Annotated in this window: 13 protein-coding genes; 5 read left to right on the forward strand and 8 right to left on the reverse strand. The window is 54.5% G+C overall.

The annotated features are described in order from the left end of the window. The first annotated feature begins 619 nt into the window (after positions 1-619). Complete coding sequence (gene zapB / locus ACT3RT_RS20045) at positions 620-859, forward strand: cell division protein ZapB (RefSeq protein WP_100935183.1); 240 nt, start codon at positions 620-622, stop codon at positions 857-859. A gap of 85 nt (positions 860-944) precedes the next feature. On the opposite strand, the gene rraA is transcribed toward zapB, so the two are convergent. From rraA to priA, 7 genes are all read right to left on the reverse strand, one after another. Further along, positions 945-1,430 (reverse strand): ribonuclease E activity regulator RraA, encoded by a 486-nt coding sequence (rraA, locus tag ACT3RT_RS20050; RefSeq protein WP_034794610.1) that lies wholly within the window; start codon positions 1,428-1,430, stop codon positions 945-947. Between the two features lie 109 nt (positions 1,431-1,539). Beyond that, the gene (locus ACT3RT_RS20055; RefSeq protein WP_485903793.1) at positions 1,540-2,466 is read right to left on the reverse strand and encodes a 1,4-dihydroxy-2-naphthoate polyprenyltransferase; all 927 of its coding nucleotides are present in this window, start codon (positions 2,464-2,466) and stop codon (positions 1,540-1,542) included. Between the two features lie 93 nt (positions 2,467-2,559). After that, the gene (hslU, locus tag ACT3RT_RS20060; RefSeq protein WP_353503851.1) at positions 2,560-3,894 is read right to left on the reverse strand and encodes an ATP-dependent protease ATPase subunit HslU; all 1,335 of its coding nucleotides are present in this window, start codon (positions 3,892-3,894) and stop codon (positions 2,560-2,562) included. An 11-nt stretch (positions 3,895-3,905) separates the two neighbouring features. Beyond that, on the reverse strand, positions 3,906-4,436 hold the full coding sequence (gene hslV / locus ACT3RT_RS20065) for an ATP-dependent protease subunit HslV (protein WP_353503852.1): 531 nt from the start codon (positions 4,434-4,436) through the stop codon (positions 3,906-3,908). Positions 4,437-4,549: 113 nt separating this feature from the next. Further along, a complete protein-coding gene (ftsN, locus tag ACT3RT_RS20070; protein WP_396132738.1) occupies positions 4,550-5,548 on the reverse strand; it encodes a cell division protein FtsN in 999 nt (332 codons plus the stop codon). 98 nt (positions 5,549-5,646) lie between these two features. After that, a complete protein-coding gene (gene cytR / locus ACT3RT_RS20075) occupies positions 5,647-6,717 on the reverse strand; it encodes a DNA-binding transcriptional regulator CytR (protein WP_396132739.1) in 1,071 nt (356 codons plus the stop codon). 173 nt (positions 6,718-6,890) lie between these two features. Next, positions 6,891-9,086: a primosomal protein N' gene (gene priA, locus ACT3RT_RS20080; RefSeq protein WP_353503854.1), complete on the reverse strand. Its 2,196-nt coding sequence runs from the start codon at positions 9,084-9,086 to the stop codon at positions 6,891-6,893. A gap of 203 nt (positions 9,087-9,289) precedes the next feature. On the opposite strand from priA, the gene rpmE reads away from it, so the two are divergent. Then, positions 9,290-9,502: a 50S ribosomal protein L31 gene (rpmE, locus tag ACT3RT_RS20085; protein ID WP_353503855.1), complete on the forward strand. Its 213-nt coding sequence runs from the start codon at positions 9,290-9,292 to the stop codon at positions 9,500-9,502. Between the two features lie 236 nt (positions 9,503-9,738). Here rpmE and metJ read toward each other — a convergent pair whose 3' ends face one another. Continuing rightward, on the reverse strand, positions 9,739-10,056 hold the full coding sequence (gene metJ, locus ACT3RT_RS20090; protein WP_034794630.1) for a met regulon transcriptional regulator MetJ: 318 nt from the start codon (positions 10,054-10,056) through the stop codon (positions 9,739-9,741). A gap of 333 nt (positions 10,057-10,389) precedes the next feature. On the opposite strand from metJ, the gene metB reads away from it, so the two are divergent. The 3 genes from metB to metF all read left to right on the forward strand — a co-directional run bounded on the left by metB (position 10,390) and on the right by metF (position 15,158). Beyond that, on the forward strand, positions 10,390-11,550 hold the full coding sequence (gene metB / locus ACT3RT_RS20095; RefSeq protein WP_496203625.1) for a cystathionine gamma-synthase: 1,161 nt from the start codon (positions 10,390-10,392) through the stop codon (positions 11,548-11,550). A 2-nt stretch (positions 11,551-11,552) separates the two neighbouring features. Continuing rightward, complete coding sequence (locus ACT3RT_RS20100) at positions 11,553-13,988, forward strand: bifunctional aspartate kinase/homoserine dehydrogenase II (protein ID WP_353503857.1); 2,436 nt, start codon at positions 11,553-11,555, stop codon at positions 13,986-13,988. Between the two features lie 255 nt (positions 13,989-14,243). Next, complete coding sequence (gene metF / locus ACT3RT_RS20105) at positions 14,244-15,158, forward strand: methylenetetrahydrofolate reductase (protein ID WP_353503858.1); 915 nt, start codon at positions 14,244-14,246, stop codon at positions 15,156-15,158. Positions 15,159-15,201: the final 43 nt, after the last annotated feature.

Here is a 15,201-nt window from a genome sequence, read left to right on the forward strand (position 1 = left end):
CGGATCCTATAAAGGATAATGTTAAGGGTTAGTTATAATTTTTCTTACTAGACGTACGTGAACGTAATCGGAATAAGACATTCATCAGTAAATGAGAATGTAATGTGAATTTATCGTTAACGAGCATAAACGAGAAATAGCGAAATCAAATTTTGTGTGTTGTGTCATAAAAATGAGCGATTTCGAATGCCAGACTGGTTAGACCAACCGCAAAAAGCGGTTTTTGGCGCGCGTTTGACCCGCGTTTATCCCTATTTCTTCCCTGATTGCGTCCCTAACGCGCACAAGGTCATTCGGATGCCTTCCGCCCGTCAAACCCCTTGTTAGACTGACTTTAGGCGAAATTGCTGGCGTGATCCTTCGACTCGTCTCGCTTTTTAAGCATTTGCTGATAGTTTTGTCGTTAAAATTGCAACAGACTGCGTGTAGGGCAGGGTTGTTGCTAGACAGGGCAGTACTGGCTACATACAATCGTATTTCAAGACATCCGCAGATTTGACGGCGTTTCCATCCCGAAATATCAATAAAATCTGCGTGGTGCGAGAATTCAGAGTCGTGTCCGGACGATGCGACAGAACTTACCAGATGTACGCCTTGCGAACATGAAGAGGACCGAAGAATGTCATTTGAAGTATTTGAGAAATTAGAAGCGAAAGTTCAGCAAGCGATTGATACCATTACTTTATTGCAAATGGAAATCGAAGAACTGAAAGAACAGAACAACAACCTGTCTCAGGAAGTTCAGCAAGCCAGCGGCAACCATGAGTCACTGGTGCGTGAAAACGCGCAGCTGAAAGAAGAACAACACGTGTGGCAAGATCGTCTGCGCGCACTGTTAGGGAAAATGGAAGAAGTCTGATCCAGCCTTCTTTGCATAACTTGCTCCCATAAAAAAAGCCCGCGCTGCGGGCTTTTTTATTGCAGAAGCATCTGCGTTTAGTGAATCACTCGAGGTCGAGTGCATCCTCTGACAGGATGATGCCGGTGTTATCAGCATACAAATGGTCACCGGTGAAGAAGGTTACACCGCCGAAGTTGACGCGGATATCACTCTCACCAATGCCTTCGCTTGCTGCGCCAGCAGGGATAGCGGCCATCGCCTGAATGCCGATGTCCAAGTCCTGCAAGTCATCCACCTGACGCACCGCGCCGTAAATCAGGATGCCTTCCCACTGGTTTTCCAGTGCCAGCGTTGCGAGGTCGGCGTCGAGCAGAGCACGGCGAACCGAGCCACCGCCATCAACCACCAACACGCGGCCTAAACCGTTTTGCTCCAACAGATCATAAAGCAAGCCATTGTCTTCAAAGCACTTCACCGTGGTGATCTGCCCGCCAAATGAAGTACGTCCGCCAAAGTTGGAGAACAAGGGTTCAACGACATTCACTTCTTCGTGATAGATGTCGCATAGTTCGGAAGTATCGTATTTCATAGGATTTCATCTGGTTGCTGCATGAATGTGCAGTATATCCCTTTCTGAAGGCTGTTGGCAAAAGCATCAATTGTTAAATTTCGCTTTCAGCCAGACTTAGCTTGGATTGCTAATTGAGTAACAGGCCGACGGCAAACAACACGTTAGTCAATAAAGCGACCTTCACCATGTTCTCCAACAGGGGACGGATACCCTCAGCAGTGGGTTCGCGCATCACCGTGAGGACGTGTTTAGCCAGCAGCGGCAGCGCCAGGATAAAGAGCCAACCGAAGCCGTTGTGCAAGTGCAGTAGGGCAAACAACGCCAGACAGAGCACGGCACCGCTAATGATGAATGCGTGATAGCGACGGGCATTTTTTGGCCCAAGGCGCACCGCCAGCGTGTTTTTGCCGTTGGCGCTGTCAGTTTCGATATCGCGCAAATTATTGATATTCAGGACGGCGGTAGCTAATAAGCCGGTGGCCGTGGCGGGCAGCATAACAACCCAATCAAAATACCCTGCCTGCAAGTAGAAGGTGCCCGCGACGCTTATCCAGCCGAAGAACACTAAGACGGAAATGTCGCCGAGGCCCATGTAGCCGTAAGGGCGCGTGCCGACGGTATAGGTAATAGCCGCGCCAATCGACAGCAAACCGAGGATCAGGAAGCCGACCACGTCGCTGGGTTTCTGGCAGGCGACGGCAATTAGCGCGATACCCGAAATCACGGCTAGCGCCACGGTCAGGATGATGGCGCGCTTCATCTGGCTGGCGTTGATTAACCCTTTTTGCATGCCGCGCAATGGCCCGATGCGATCCGGCGTATCACTGCCTTTTTCAGCATCGCCATAGTCATTGGCTAGATTGGACAGAATTTGCAGCAGCCCGGCGGTGAGCAGCGCGAGAAGCGCCGTTAGCGGGTGAAAAACGCCTTGCAGGCTGGCGACAGCGGAACCCATCACGATGGAGGCGAAGGCCAGAGGCAGCGTTCGCAGGCGGAGACTTTCAAGCCAGGCTTTGGTCGGCGATGTCGTATTGCAGGGGGTTATCATGCTCATATTTTTTTCGCTCACTAAACTGATGTTTCGCCCAGAAATAAAAAGGGAGGCATAACGCCTCCCAATGGATAACTTTCGAAACGTATGAGCGAATTATAAGATGAAACGGCTCAGATCTTCATCAGCAACCAGCTGATCAAGATGGCTACGAACATAATCTGCATCAATGTTTATGGAGATACCGTTACTTTCGCTCGCGTCGTAAGAGATATCTTCCATCAAACGCTCCAACACGGTATGCAGACGACGCGCACCGATGTTCTCGGTGGTTTCGTTAACTTGCCATGCCGCTTCGGCGATACGACGGATACCGTCAGCGGTAAAATCAACGGTCACGCCTTCGGTTGCCATCAACGCTTTATACTGATGAGTCAGCGACGCACTTGGCTCAGTCAGGATACGTTCGAAGTCTTCCGTCGACAGGGCTTGCAGCTCGACGCGGATCGGCAGACGACCCTGCAATTCAGGGATCAGGTCTGACGGGCTGGCAGTCTGGAAAGCGCCGGAAGCGATAAACAGAATATGGTCAGTTTTCACCATGCCGTGCTTGGTCGAAATGGTGCAGCCTTCAACCAGTGGCAGCAGGTCACGCTGCACGCCTTCGCGGGAAACGTCAGGGCCGGAGCTTTGACCGCCGCGTTTACAGATTTTGTCGATTTCGTCGATGAACACGATGCCGTGCTGCTCAACGGCTTCGATAGCCTGCTCTTTCAACTCTTCCGGGTTAACCAGCTTGGCGGCTTCTTCTTCGATCAACAGCTTGTACGCTTCTTTGATCTTCATTTTGCGCGGTTTCTGCTTCTGCCCGGCCATGTTTTGGAACATAGACTGCAGCTGGCTGGTCATCTCTTCCATGCCCGGAGGGGACATGATTTCGACGCCCATTGGCGCGGCGGCGACATTGATTTCGATCTCTTTGTCGTCGAGTTGGCCTTCACGCAGCTTTTTGCGGAAAGACTGGCGTGCCGCAGAAGGTTCCTGCGTTTCGTCGGCCTGGCCCCAGTTGTTTTTCGCCGGTGGAATAAGCACGTCGAGAATGCGCTCTTCGGCCAGTTCTTCGGCGCGATAGCGGTTTTTCTCGATGGACTGCATTCGCACCATCTTCACCGCAGAGTCGGTTAAGTCGCGAATAATGGAGTCGACTTCTTTACCCACGTAGCCCACTTCGGTGAACTTGGTGGCTTCGACTTTGATGAACGGCGCGTTAGCGAGCTTCGCCAGACGACGAGCGATTTCGGTTTTACCGACACCGGTCGGGCCGATCATCAGAATGTTTTTTGGAGTGACTTCGTGACGCAGCGTCTCTTCAAGCTGCATACGGCGCCAGCGGTTACGCAGTGCAATGGCGACGGCGCGCTTTGCTTTGTCCTGCCCAATGATGTAGCTGTCGAGTTCGCTGACTATCTCGCGCGGGGTCATTTCAGACATGTTTTCGATCCTTACGCTTTAGAAGACAATTCTTCGATGGTGTGGAATTGGTTGGTGTAAATACAGATATCCCCGGCAATGCTCAGCGACTTCTCAACGATGTCACGAGCGCTCAGTTCTGTATTTTCCAGCAACGCGCGAGCAGAAGCCTGAGCGTAAGGACCACCGGAGCCGATAGCAATCAGGTCATTCTCAGGCTGAATCACGTCGCCGTTGCCGCTAATGATTAGCGAGGCATTTTCGTCAGCGACGGCCAGCAGCGCTTCAAGGCGGCGCAGCATACGGTCAGTACGCCAGTCTTTCGCCAGTTCTACGGCGGCTTTGACCAGATGGCCCTGGTGCATTTCCAGTTTGCGTTCGAACAGCTCAAACAGCGTGAAGGCGTCAGCCGTGCCGCCCGCAAAGCCGGCGATCACTTTGTCGTTATACAGGCGACGTACTTTCTTCACGTTGCCCTTCATCACGGTATTTCCCAATGTGGCTTGACCATCACCACCAATAACGACCTGGCCGTTGCGGCGTACACTTACAATTGTTGTCACGAGCAGTTCCTCGTTGCAGACGGAAAAGATCCCCGCACTCTTGTGTTACACATCAGTGTCACACAAGAGCACGAGGCATATTGAAGTTATAGATTGGGGAGGAAAATGGGTTTTCAACCCCCGGTTGCGAGGGGAATGCAACCGGAGATGCCAGCGTTTTTAAGACGCGACAGGGTGCCGTCAGCGCCAGCACGATTATTGTAAGGGCCGATAACGACGCGATTCCAGCCGCCACCGGTGGTGATTCGGCCTTCAAAACCTTCAAATGCCAGCTTGGCGCGCTGCGATTCTGCCTGCTCGCTACCTTTGAAAGAACCGCACTGAACCATAAAGCGCTGGGTTTTTTCCTGCTCTTTCGGTTTGTCCTTCGGTTTTTCCGGCGCGACTTCAGTAATGGCAGCAGGTTGCTGCTGCTGAGGCTGCTCTTTCGGTTTCGGCTTCGGCGCCACAGGCTGAGTTTGTGCCTGAGTCTGAGGAGCACGAACCGGCTGCTGCGTCTGCTGCACGTTTCTCGGCGTAGTCTGCTGAGTATTGTGCTGCACATTCTGTTGCTGCTGTTGCACAGGCTGCCGCTGAGTGTAGGTCGGCTGCACGTTCTGTTGAGAATAAGTCTGCTGAGGCTGCTGCGTATACGGCTGTTGCGACGTGGTCTGACGTTGGGCAGGCTGCGTGCGCGTCGCCTGCGTTGGGTCGTTATACGGCACTTCGGACAGCGTGGTCGGCTGCTGGCGCATGTCGGCCTGCATCTGGTCCAGCAACTGGCGCTGTTCCGGCGTCAACTGCGTTTTAGTCTGCACATTGCCACCCGCCGTCGGCTCAGTCGGGGTAGACACGCCCATCTGACGATTTTCCAACTCTTTGATATAACGCCAGCGTTCTTCAGGTTTTGGCGGTAAGCCGTTGCCCGGCCGAACAGGGTGCGTCGGCAGAATCGCTGCATCTTCAGGTTTATTGTGCGTAATAAAATAGAGGCCACCAATGAACACCACCAGGACCGCAACGGCTAATACCACCATGGTTTTGGAGATCATCGGGGAACTGCGTTTTTTTCGGCTAGTTGGTTTCCGCCGCGCTCCTGAGCGCCCACGGCTTACATAGTCTCTTTGTGCCACTATCGTTTCGCTGCGTCGTAATGATGGAAGAAGTGCGTCATGTTACTGAACCTTGAACCTTATCTGAAACGAAAACTTAATGAAGTATAAACATATAATTAGCGTTTGGGTGCGGCGGTACTACCGCGGATGACCAGTTCGCTTTCCAACAAACGTGAGCCACTTTGTACTGAATGCCCATTGAGCTGCTCAAGCAATAATAACATGGCCTGACGACCAAGCTGGAATCTTGGTTGAGCCACCGTGGTTAAAGGCGGGTCGAAGTACTGACTTTGCTTGATATCATCAAAGCCTACCACCGATAAATCTTCTGGAATGCGCAGACCCATCTTCTTGGCCTGGAACATCGCGCCGATAGCCATCACGTCGTTGTGGCAGAAAATCGCCGTTGGCGGCACTGGCTGCGACATCAAATCGATCAGCGCCAGCGCGCCCGACTCATAGCTAAAATCGCCTTTCGCCGAGTAGTCTGCTTCCACATTTAATCCACTGCGGCGCAGCGCCTGAATATACCCCTGAGTGCGGTACTGACACAGCGGCATTTGGTCCGGGCCGGTAATGCAGCCAATGCGCTGATGGCCCAAGCCAATCAAATAATGCACGGCTTCATAGGCGGCGGTCAGGTTATCAATGTGCACGGTCGGCAATTCCAGCTCTGGCGCGAATTCATTGGCCATCACCATTGGCGGCAAATTGCGCTGTTCTTCTTTGCTGGCGTCGAAAGGTAGGTCCGAGCCGAGCAGCAGCATACCGTCAATCTGCTTAGTAATAATCAGATTAATAAAGGTTTTCTCTTGCTGGTTCTGCTGGGCGCAATCGCCAATCAGCACCAGATAACCATGTTCAGCCGCGGTGCGCTCGATCCCTTGGATCACATCCGCAAAGTAGGGATCGCAGATGTCGGGGACGATCACCAGAATAGTGCGGGATTCGTTGCGTTTTAAGTTCCGTGAAAGGGCGTGAGGAGAATATCCAACGGCGAGCACCGCCTGCTCGACCTTTTGGCGAGTGGGCGCTGAGACCTTTTCCGGATTCATTAATGCACGAGATACCGTCGCGGTCGAAACACCGGCCATTTCAGCTACGTCTTTCATCGTCGCCGCGTTTAAATCTTTCTTCTCGTCCAACGCATCTCCCCTTGCAACAGCATCATTCTGATACGACAACATGGATGTTCCTCTCAACGCGACACCCTTCTGGGTGCGCCTAACCTATCCGGCTTTTGGCGGCTGCGTAGCTCATCACATTCTAAACAGATTGTGGTTAGGATTTGTTACCTAATTTGCATCAAAAGTGTGACGCAGATGCTTTTTTTAGATCCATCCCGCATAAATGCAATCGATTAGCTGTCGATAGGGTCGACATCCAGCGTCCATTTAACCTTTTTCGCTTGGGGCAGGGCGTTAATCAGCGACTGCGAGCTTTTCAGCAGCTGCTGCAAAACGCGGCGTGAAGGGTGCTGCAATAAGAGCTGCCAGCGGAAACGGCCGTTGCGCTTGGCGGCCAGCGCCGGGACGGGGCCGAGTATCCACAGCGACTCATCTTTTAGCGGGCTGGATTCCAGCAAATTGCGTAACTGCTGCAAGAACAGTTGGGATTGCTGATTATCGTGATCCTCGGAGCGAATCAGAATATGGCTGGTGTATGGCGGTAAAAAGACGCTTTTACGCTCGGCCAGCGTCTGCTTGGCGAAGGCGTCATAGCCCTGCTCCAGCAGCACTTTCAACAGCGGATGCTCCGGATGGTGGGTTTGTAGCACCACCTCCCCCTGCTTGCCAGCGCGGCCCGCGCGGCCTGAAACCTGGGTATAAAGCTGGGCGAATCGCTCGGCGGAGCGGAAATCAGCTGAGAACAGCGCGCCATCGACATCCAGCAAGGAGACCAGCGTGACGTCGGGGAAGTGGTGCCCCTTAGCCAGCATCTGCGTGCCAATCAGGATGCGCGCGCCGCCGCGATGCACTTCCGCTAGATGCTGCTCCAGCGAGCCTTTGCGGCTGGTGGTATCGCGGTCGATACGGGTAATGGGCGTGTCGGGGAACAACGGGGCAAGCTCCTGCTCGAGCTGTTCTGTGCCGACACCCACCGAAACCAGCTGCGTCGAGCCGCAGTGCGGGCACTGGTGCGGCACCGCGCGCTGGCTGTCACAGTGGTGGCAGCGCAGCTGACGCTGGTTTTGGTGCAGGGTGTAGTAGTGGTCGCAGCGCTGGCACTCGGCTATCCAGCCGCATTCGTGACACAGCAGCGCGGGCGCGTAGCCCCGGCGGTTAAGGAACAGCATCACCTGATTATCGGCTTTCAGATGCTGCTGCATGCGCTGGATCAGCGGCTGAGAAAGGCCAACCTTGAGTGGCATGCCTTTTAAATCAATCAGCTGCTGCTGTGGCGGCTTGGCATTACCGGCGCGCTTGGTGAGTTTTAACTGGCGATATTTGCCCAACTCGACGTTGTTGAGTGTCTCGAGAGCCGGCGTCGCCGACCCCATAATGATCGGAATATTTTCTTCGTGGGCGCGGAACACGGCCAGATCGCGCGCGTGGTAGCGCCAGCCTTCCTGCTGCTTATATGAGCCGTCGTGCTCTTCATCGATGATGATCACGCCCAGCCGGGCAAAAGGGGTAAATAAGGAGGAGCGGGTGCCAATCACAATCCCGGCTTCGCCATTGCGGGCGCGCAGCCAGACGGCGAGGCGTTCGCTGTCGTTCAGGCCAGAGTGCAGCACGTCCACCGGGGCGCTAAAACGCTCGCGAAAGCGCGCGATGGTCTGTGGCGTCAGGCCAATTTCCGGCACCATCACCAGCGCCTGTCTCCCCTGCGCCAGAATATTTTCCAGCACGCTTAGATAGACTTCGGTTTTGCCTGAACCTGTCACACCGGCCAAAAGCCATGCCGAGAACTGCTGATCTTCGCTGCGAATCGCCCCGACGGCGGTGGCCTGTTCGGTGTTTAATCGCAGGCGTTCGCCCACCACGCTGAAGTCGCTGCGCCAGTCGTGAGTCTCGGGCGCAATGCTGCGCAGGTCGGCCAGCCCTTTGGCCCGCAGAGCCTGTAGCGCAGCGTCGGTTAGCTCAAGGTCGCTGACCTGATGGCGATAAATTCCGCCCTGCATTAAGGCCGCCATCGCCTGCTGCTGTTTTGCCGCGCGTTTTAAGCTCTCAAGGGGCGTCGCCCGCCCTTGTTCGGTGGCGAACCACTGCCACAGCGGGGTTAATTCAGCAGGCTTTCCCTGTCTCAGTAAGACGGGCAGGGCATGGAACAGCACTTCGCCAAGGGGAAAATGGTAATAGTCGGCGGCCCACAGCAGGATGCGCCATAAATCTGGGGTAAACAGGCTGGAGGCGTCGAGCACCTCGCGCACCGGTTTGAGCTTGTCGATGCCAAACTCGCTGCTGTCGCTGACCGCGACGACAATGCCAATTGCATCGCGTTTACCGAAGGGTACGCTGACGCGACAGCCTTTTACTACCACCATGCCATCAGGCAAAAGGTAGTCAAACGTGCGGGCGAGCGGGACGGGTAAAGCAACGTGGGCAACAGGCATTAAGGGGTCCAGACTTTAAAAAAATGACGAGATAGTGTACACTGTGTCGTTCGAAATGCATGAACATCATTGCGCGGCATAAATAGATTCTGTATGATTCGCCGCCTTTGGTGCATTTCGCATCAAAACCTAATCATCCACTACGCGTGGTGTCCGACGAAACAGGGTTGGATAGCGACGCGGCCTTAAGAAGAGGTTTTCCCATGAAAGACGGTATCCATCCTAAATACGTAGAAGTTACTGCAAACTGCTCATGCGGTAACGTGATCAAAACTCGCTCAACAGTGGGTCACGATCTGAACCTGGACGTTTGTGGTAACTGCCACCCGTTCTATACTGGTAAACAACGTGAAGTTGCTACCGGTGGCCGTGTTGACCGCTTCAACAAGCGTTTCAGCGTGCCATCCAGCAAGTAATATTTGCTGTAGAGCAAGAAAAGGCGCCAATGGCGCCTTTTTTGTTGCCTGCTATTTAGCAAAAGGTTGGTAAACCACAACCCGTTTCACTAAAACGCTTCGCTTATCCATTTCACGCACAGCCTGCACGAACAGAGCTCTCTTCCACTAAAACGCTCTTCCACTGAAAAACACTCTGCCACTAAAAATGATCCCTGCACGGCGTGGCCGCACAGGTCTTCATCATCAGCTTTTACTTAGTATTCCCAAGTATCAGGGTCAACGCCCAGCTCGCGCATCAGGATTTTCGCTGCTTCTGGAATTTCATCGCTGCGCTCTTTACGCAGGTCTGCATCGTTCGGCAAAGGCTGGCCGGTAAAGGCATGCAGGAAAGCCTCACACAGCAATTCACTATTGGTCGCATGGCGCAGGTTGTTCACCTGACGGCGAGTACGTTCGTCAGTGAGAATTTTAAGAACCTTCAGCGGAATGGATACCGTGATTTTTTTTACTTGCTCGCTTTTCTTACCGTGTTCAGCGTAAGGGCTGACATATTCGCCGTTCCACTCAGCCATGGGACACCTTAAATTTATCAAAAAAAATAATGTTCTGAAAACCGGGGGATTATGCCCGATTTTCACTGATCTCACTAAATAAATGTCCCTTCAGGACCGGTAATTTCAGAGAAATGTGCGCTGGGTTATTCATTCAGCCACTGAATGCCAGTCCGGCTCTTCCACGCTGCACAAGGCCAGAGGGCTCTGATACCTACAATTTTAGCGGGTATTCCCCTGACGCTCAATCTATACGCAAAGAAGTTTAGATGTCCAGATGTATTGACGTCTATCTTGTCAGCGATTAATCTTTGTTACCTCATCCTCAGCACCCCCGGCAGGGAGAAACAACGTATGACGCTCAAGCAAGCGACGATAGCCGTCGGAAGTGGCCTCAATAGTGACCAGCAATATGGCTGTGTGGTTCCACCGATTAACCTTTCCAGCACCTATAATTTCGAAGATTTTAATCAGCCACGAGCCCACGACTATTCCCGACGCGGCAACCCGTCGCGCGATATCGTGCAGCGCGCGCTGGCCGATCTTGAAGGCGGTGCCGGCGCGGTAATGACCAGCAGCGGCATGTCGGCCATTCATCTGGTGTGTACGGTGTTTCTTAAGCCTGGCGATCTGCTGCTAGCGCCTCACGACTGCTACGGCGGCAGCTACCGCCTGTTCGACAGCTTGAGCAAGCGCGGTGCCTATCGCGTGAAGTTTGTGGATCAAGGCGACCCGCAGGCTCTGGCGGCGGCGCTCGAGGAAAAACCTAAGCTGGTGTTGATTGAAACCCCAAGCAATCCGCTGCTGCGCGTGGTAGATATTCAGGCCATTTGCGATGCTTCGCACGCGGTCGGTGCGCTTACCGTGGTGGACAACACCTTCCTCAGCCCGGCTTTACAACAGCCGTTGAAACTTGGCGCGGATTTAGTAGTCCATTCATGTACTAAATATCTGAACGGTCATTCAGACGTGGTGGCTGGTACGGTGATTTCGAAAACTGCCGAGCACGCGACCGAACTGGCGTGGTGGGCGAATAACATCGGCGTGACCGGTGCGGCTTTCGACAGCTATTTATTACTGCGCGGCCTGCGCACGCTCACCGTGCGCGTGAAACAGCAGCAGGAAAATGCGTTAGCTATTGTTGCTTATTTACAGCAGCAACCGCAGGTGAAAAAGCTGTATCATCCTTCTCTGCCAGAAAACCAAGGGCATGAGATCGCTCGCCGCCAGCAGTATGGTTTTGGCGCGATGATCAGTTTTGAATTCGACGGAGATGAAGCCCATTTGCGTCATTTCCTCGCGGAATTGAAGTTATTTACCCTCGCGGAGTCTCTGGGCGGGGTGGAAAGTCTGATATCCCACACGGCCACCATGACTCACGCAGGCATGGCACCTGAAGCGCGCAAAGCGGCGGGGATTTCCGACAGTTTGCTCAGAGTTTCTGTAGGTCTCGAAGACAGTGAAGATTTGATTGCTGATCTGGAACACGCATTCCAGGCAGCGGCAACGAGGTAAGAATGAATGCAATAGCGGTAGCAGCGCCGGCAGGAAGTCGGCAGTTGCACAAATTTGGTGGTAGCAGTCTGGCCGACGTGAAATGTTATTTGCGCGTGGCTGGGATCATGGCCGAGTACGGCAATCCGGGCGACATGATGGTGGTGTCGGCGGCGGGCAGTACCACCAACCAGCTGATCAGCTGGTTGAAGCTAAGCCAAAGCGATCGTCTGTCGGCACATCAGGTGCAGCAGGCGCTACGTCGCTATCATACTGAGTTGATCACAGGGCTTCTGCCGCCAGAAATGGCAGAACCGCTTATTGCTCATTTCATTCAAGACCTTGAGCGTCTGGCCGTGTTGCTTGATGGCAAGATTACCGACGCGGTTTACGCTGAAGTGGTCGGGCATGGCGAAGTGTGGTCTGCCCGCCTGATGGCCGCCGTATTGTCGAAAAAAGAGCTTCCTGCCGCGTGGCTCGACGCGCGCGAGTTCCTGCGCGCCGAGCGCGCCGCTCAGCCACAGGTGGATGAAGGTCGCTCTTATCCTTTATTACAGCAACTGCTGGCGCAACATCCTCAGCATTATCTGGTGGTTACCGGCTTTATCTCGCGTAACGATGCGGGCGAAACCGTGCTGCTGGGCCGTAACGGCAGTGACTACTCGGCGACGCAAATTGGCGCGTTGGCGGGGGTGAATCGCGTCACCATCTGGAGCGACGTCGCCGGTGTTTACAGCGCCGACCCGCGCAAAGTGAAAGATGCCTGCCTGCTGCCGCTGCTGCGTCTGGACGAAGCCAGCGAGCTGGCCCGCCTTGCCGCGCCAGTGCTGCATACCCGTACGCTTCAGCCGGTGTCCGGCAGCGATATCGACTTGCAGCTGCGCTGTAGCTATCAGCCGGAGCAAGGCTCGACGCGCATTGAGCGCGTGCTGGCTTCCGGCACCGGCGCGAAAATCGTCACCAGCCACGACGATATCTGTCTGATCGAAATCGCTATCCCTAGCGAGCACGATTTTCAGCTGGCGCATAAAGACGTCGAGCTGCTGCTCAAACGCGCGCAAATCAAACCGCTGGCCACCGGCATCCACCCGGATCGCAACCTACTGCAGCTTTGCTACACCTCAGAAGTGGTAAACAGCGCGCTGCTGGTGCTGGAAGAGGCCGGTCTGCCGGCACGTTTATCGCTGCGTGAAGGTTTGGCGATGGTCGCGCTGGTGGGGGCCGGGGTGTGCAAGAACCCGCTGCACAGCCACCGTTTCTATCAAGAACTCAAAGACCAGCCGGTGGAATTCATCTGGCAAGCCGAAGATGGCATTAGTCTGGTTGCCGTGCTGCGTCTTGGGCCAACTGAGCATTTGATTCAGGGGCTGCATAAGACCCTGTTCCGCGCTGAAAAGCGTATCGGCCTGATGCTGTTTGGCAAAGGCAATATCGGTTCGCGCTGGCTTGAGCTGTTTGCCCGCGAGCAGAAAAACATTTCCGCCCGCAGTGGTTTTGAATTCGTGCTGGCCGGCGTGGTGGACAGTAAACGCAGTTTGCTCAACTACGACGGGCTGGACGCCAGTCGCGCCTTGGCCTTCTTTGAAGACGAAGCCCGCGATCACGATGAAGAATCGCTGTTCCTGTGGATGCGTGCTCACCCGTATGACGATTTGGTGGTGCTCGACGTCACCGCCAGCGGCGATATTGCAGACCAGTATCTGGACTTCGCCAGTTACGGTTTCCACGTGATTAGCGCCAACAAACTGGCCGGGGCCTCTGACAGCAACAAGTACCGCCAAATTCGCGACGCCTTCGCCAAAACCGGCAGCCACTGGCTGTACAACGCCACCGTGGGCGCGGGTTTGCCGATTAACCACACCGTGCGTGACCTGCGCGAAAGCGGCGACAGCATTCTGGCGATTAGCGGGATATTCTCCGGCACGCTGTCATGGCTGTTCCTGCAATTTGACGGCACCTTGCCATTTACCGAGCTGGTGGATCTGGCGTGGCAGCAGGGGCTGACGGAGCCTGATCCGCGCGTTGATTTGTCCGGTCAGGACGTGATGCGCAAGCTGATTATTTTGGCGCGTGAGGCGGGCTACGATATCGAGCCGAGCCACGTTCGCGTCGAGTCTTTAGTGCCGGAAGGCTGCGAAACCGGCTCGGTTGACCAATTCTTTGAAGATGGCGAAGCGTTGAATCAGCAGATGCTGCAACGTCTGGAAGCGGCGCGCGAAATGGGGCTGGTGCTGCGTTACGTGGCGCGTTTTGATGCCAACGGTAAGGCGCGCGTTGGCGTGGAAGCCGTGCGCGATGACCATCCGCTGGCGTCGCTGCTGCCTTGCGATAACGTGTTTGCTATCGAAAGCCGCTGGTATCGCGATAACCCACTGGTGATTCGCGGGCCGGGCGCGGGGCGCGATGTCACCGCCGGCGCGTTGCAATCTGACCTTAACCGTCTGAGCCAGCTACTTTAATTCTCTTAAACCCCTTCCGACGCCTGTCGGGAGGGGCTTCATGCCGTTTTTTCCTACTCGCCAATACTTTATTCCCCAACTTGAAATTCATTCAATTTGAGTGAAGATTAATCATAGTTAGACGCTTTTTTGTCGTTGACACATTTGCTCGCATCCTTCATTGTCTATCCATACGTTTAGGTGTTTAGACGTCTAGATGCTTACAAATCTAGAACAAATCAATAACAAGATGTCGTGAGCCACGAGGTAGAAAGCATGAGTTTTTTCCACGCCAATCAACGCGAAGCTTTGAACCAGAACCTGTCAGAGTTGCAGGGCCAGTTTAACGTCTCTTTTGAGTTTTTCCCGCCGCGCACTAGCGAGATGGAAGACACGCTGTGGAGCTCTATCGATCGCCTGAGCAGCCTTAAGCCGAAATTCGTTTCCGTGACCTACGGCGCGAACTCCGGTGAACGTGAGCGCACGCACAGCATCATCAAAGGCATTAAAGAGCGTACCGGGCTGGAAGCTGCGCCGCATCTGACCTGCGTGGACGCCTCCCGTGAAGAACTGACGCAAATCGCCCAGGATTACTGGGACAGCGGTATCCGCCACATCGTGGCGCTGCGCGGTGACCTGCCTCCGGGCGGCGGCGTTCCTGAGTTATACGCCACGGATCTGGTGCAACTGCTGAAAGGCGTGGGCGACTTCGATATCTCCGTGGCGGCGTATCCTGAAGTTCATCCTGAAGCCAAAAGCGCGCAGGCTGACCTGATTAACCTGAAACGCAAAATCGACGCCGGTGCCAATCGCGCCATTACTCAGTTCTTCTTTGACGTGGAAAGCTACCTGCGTTTCCGCGATCGCTGTGCCGGACAGGGCATTGATGTGGAAATCGTGCCGGGTATCCTGCCAGTCTCTAACTTCAAACAGCTGACGCGCTTTGCCACCATGACCAACGTGCGCGTGCCGCACTGGATGACGCGCCAGTTCGAAGGCTTAGACGATGACCCGGAAACCCGCAAAATGGTGGGAGCCAACATCGCCATGGACATGGTGAAAATCCTCAGCCGCGAAGGGGTGAAGGATTTCCACTTCTACACCTTGAACCGCGCCGAAATGAGTTACGCCATCTGCCACACGCTGGGGGTGCGTCCGGGCCTTGCCACTCCATTGAGTGCGGCCGTTTAACCATTCAAATCTTATGCATAAAAAAACCGGCTTAATCGCCGGT

It is taken from the genome of Ewingella sp. AOP9-I1-14 (genome assembly GCF_052375995.1).
GTDB classification, from domain to species: Bacteria; Pseudomonadota; Gammaproteobacteria; order Enterobacterales; family Enterobacteriaceae; genus Ewingella; species Ewingella allii.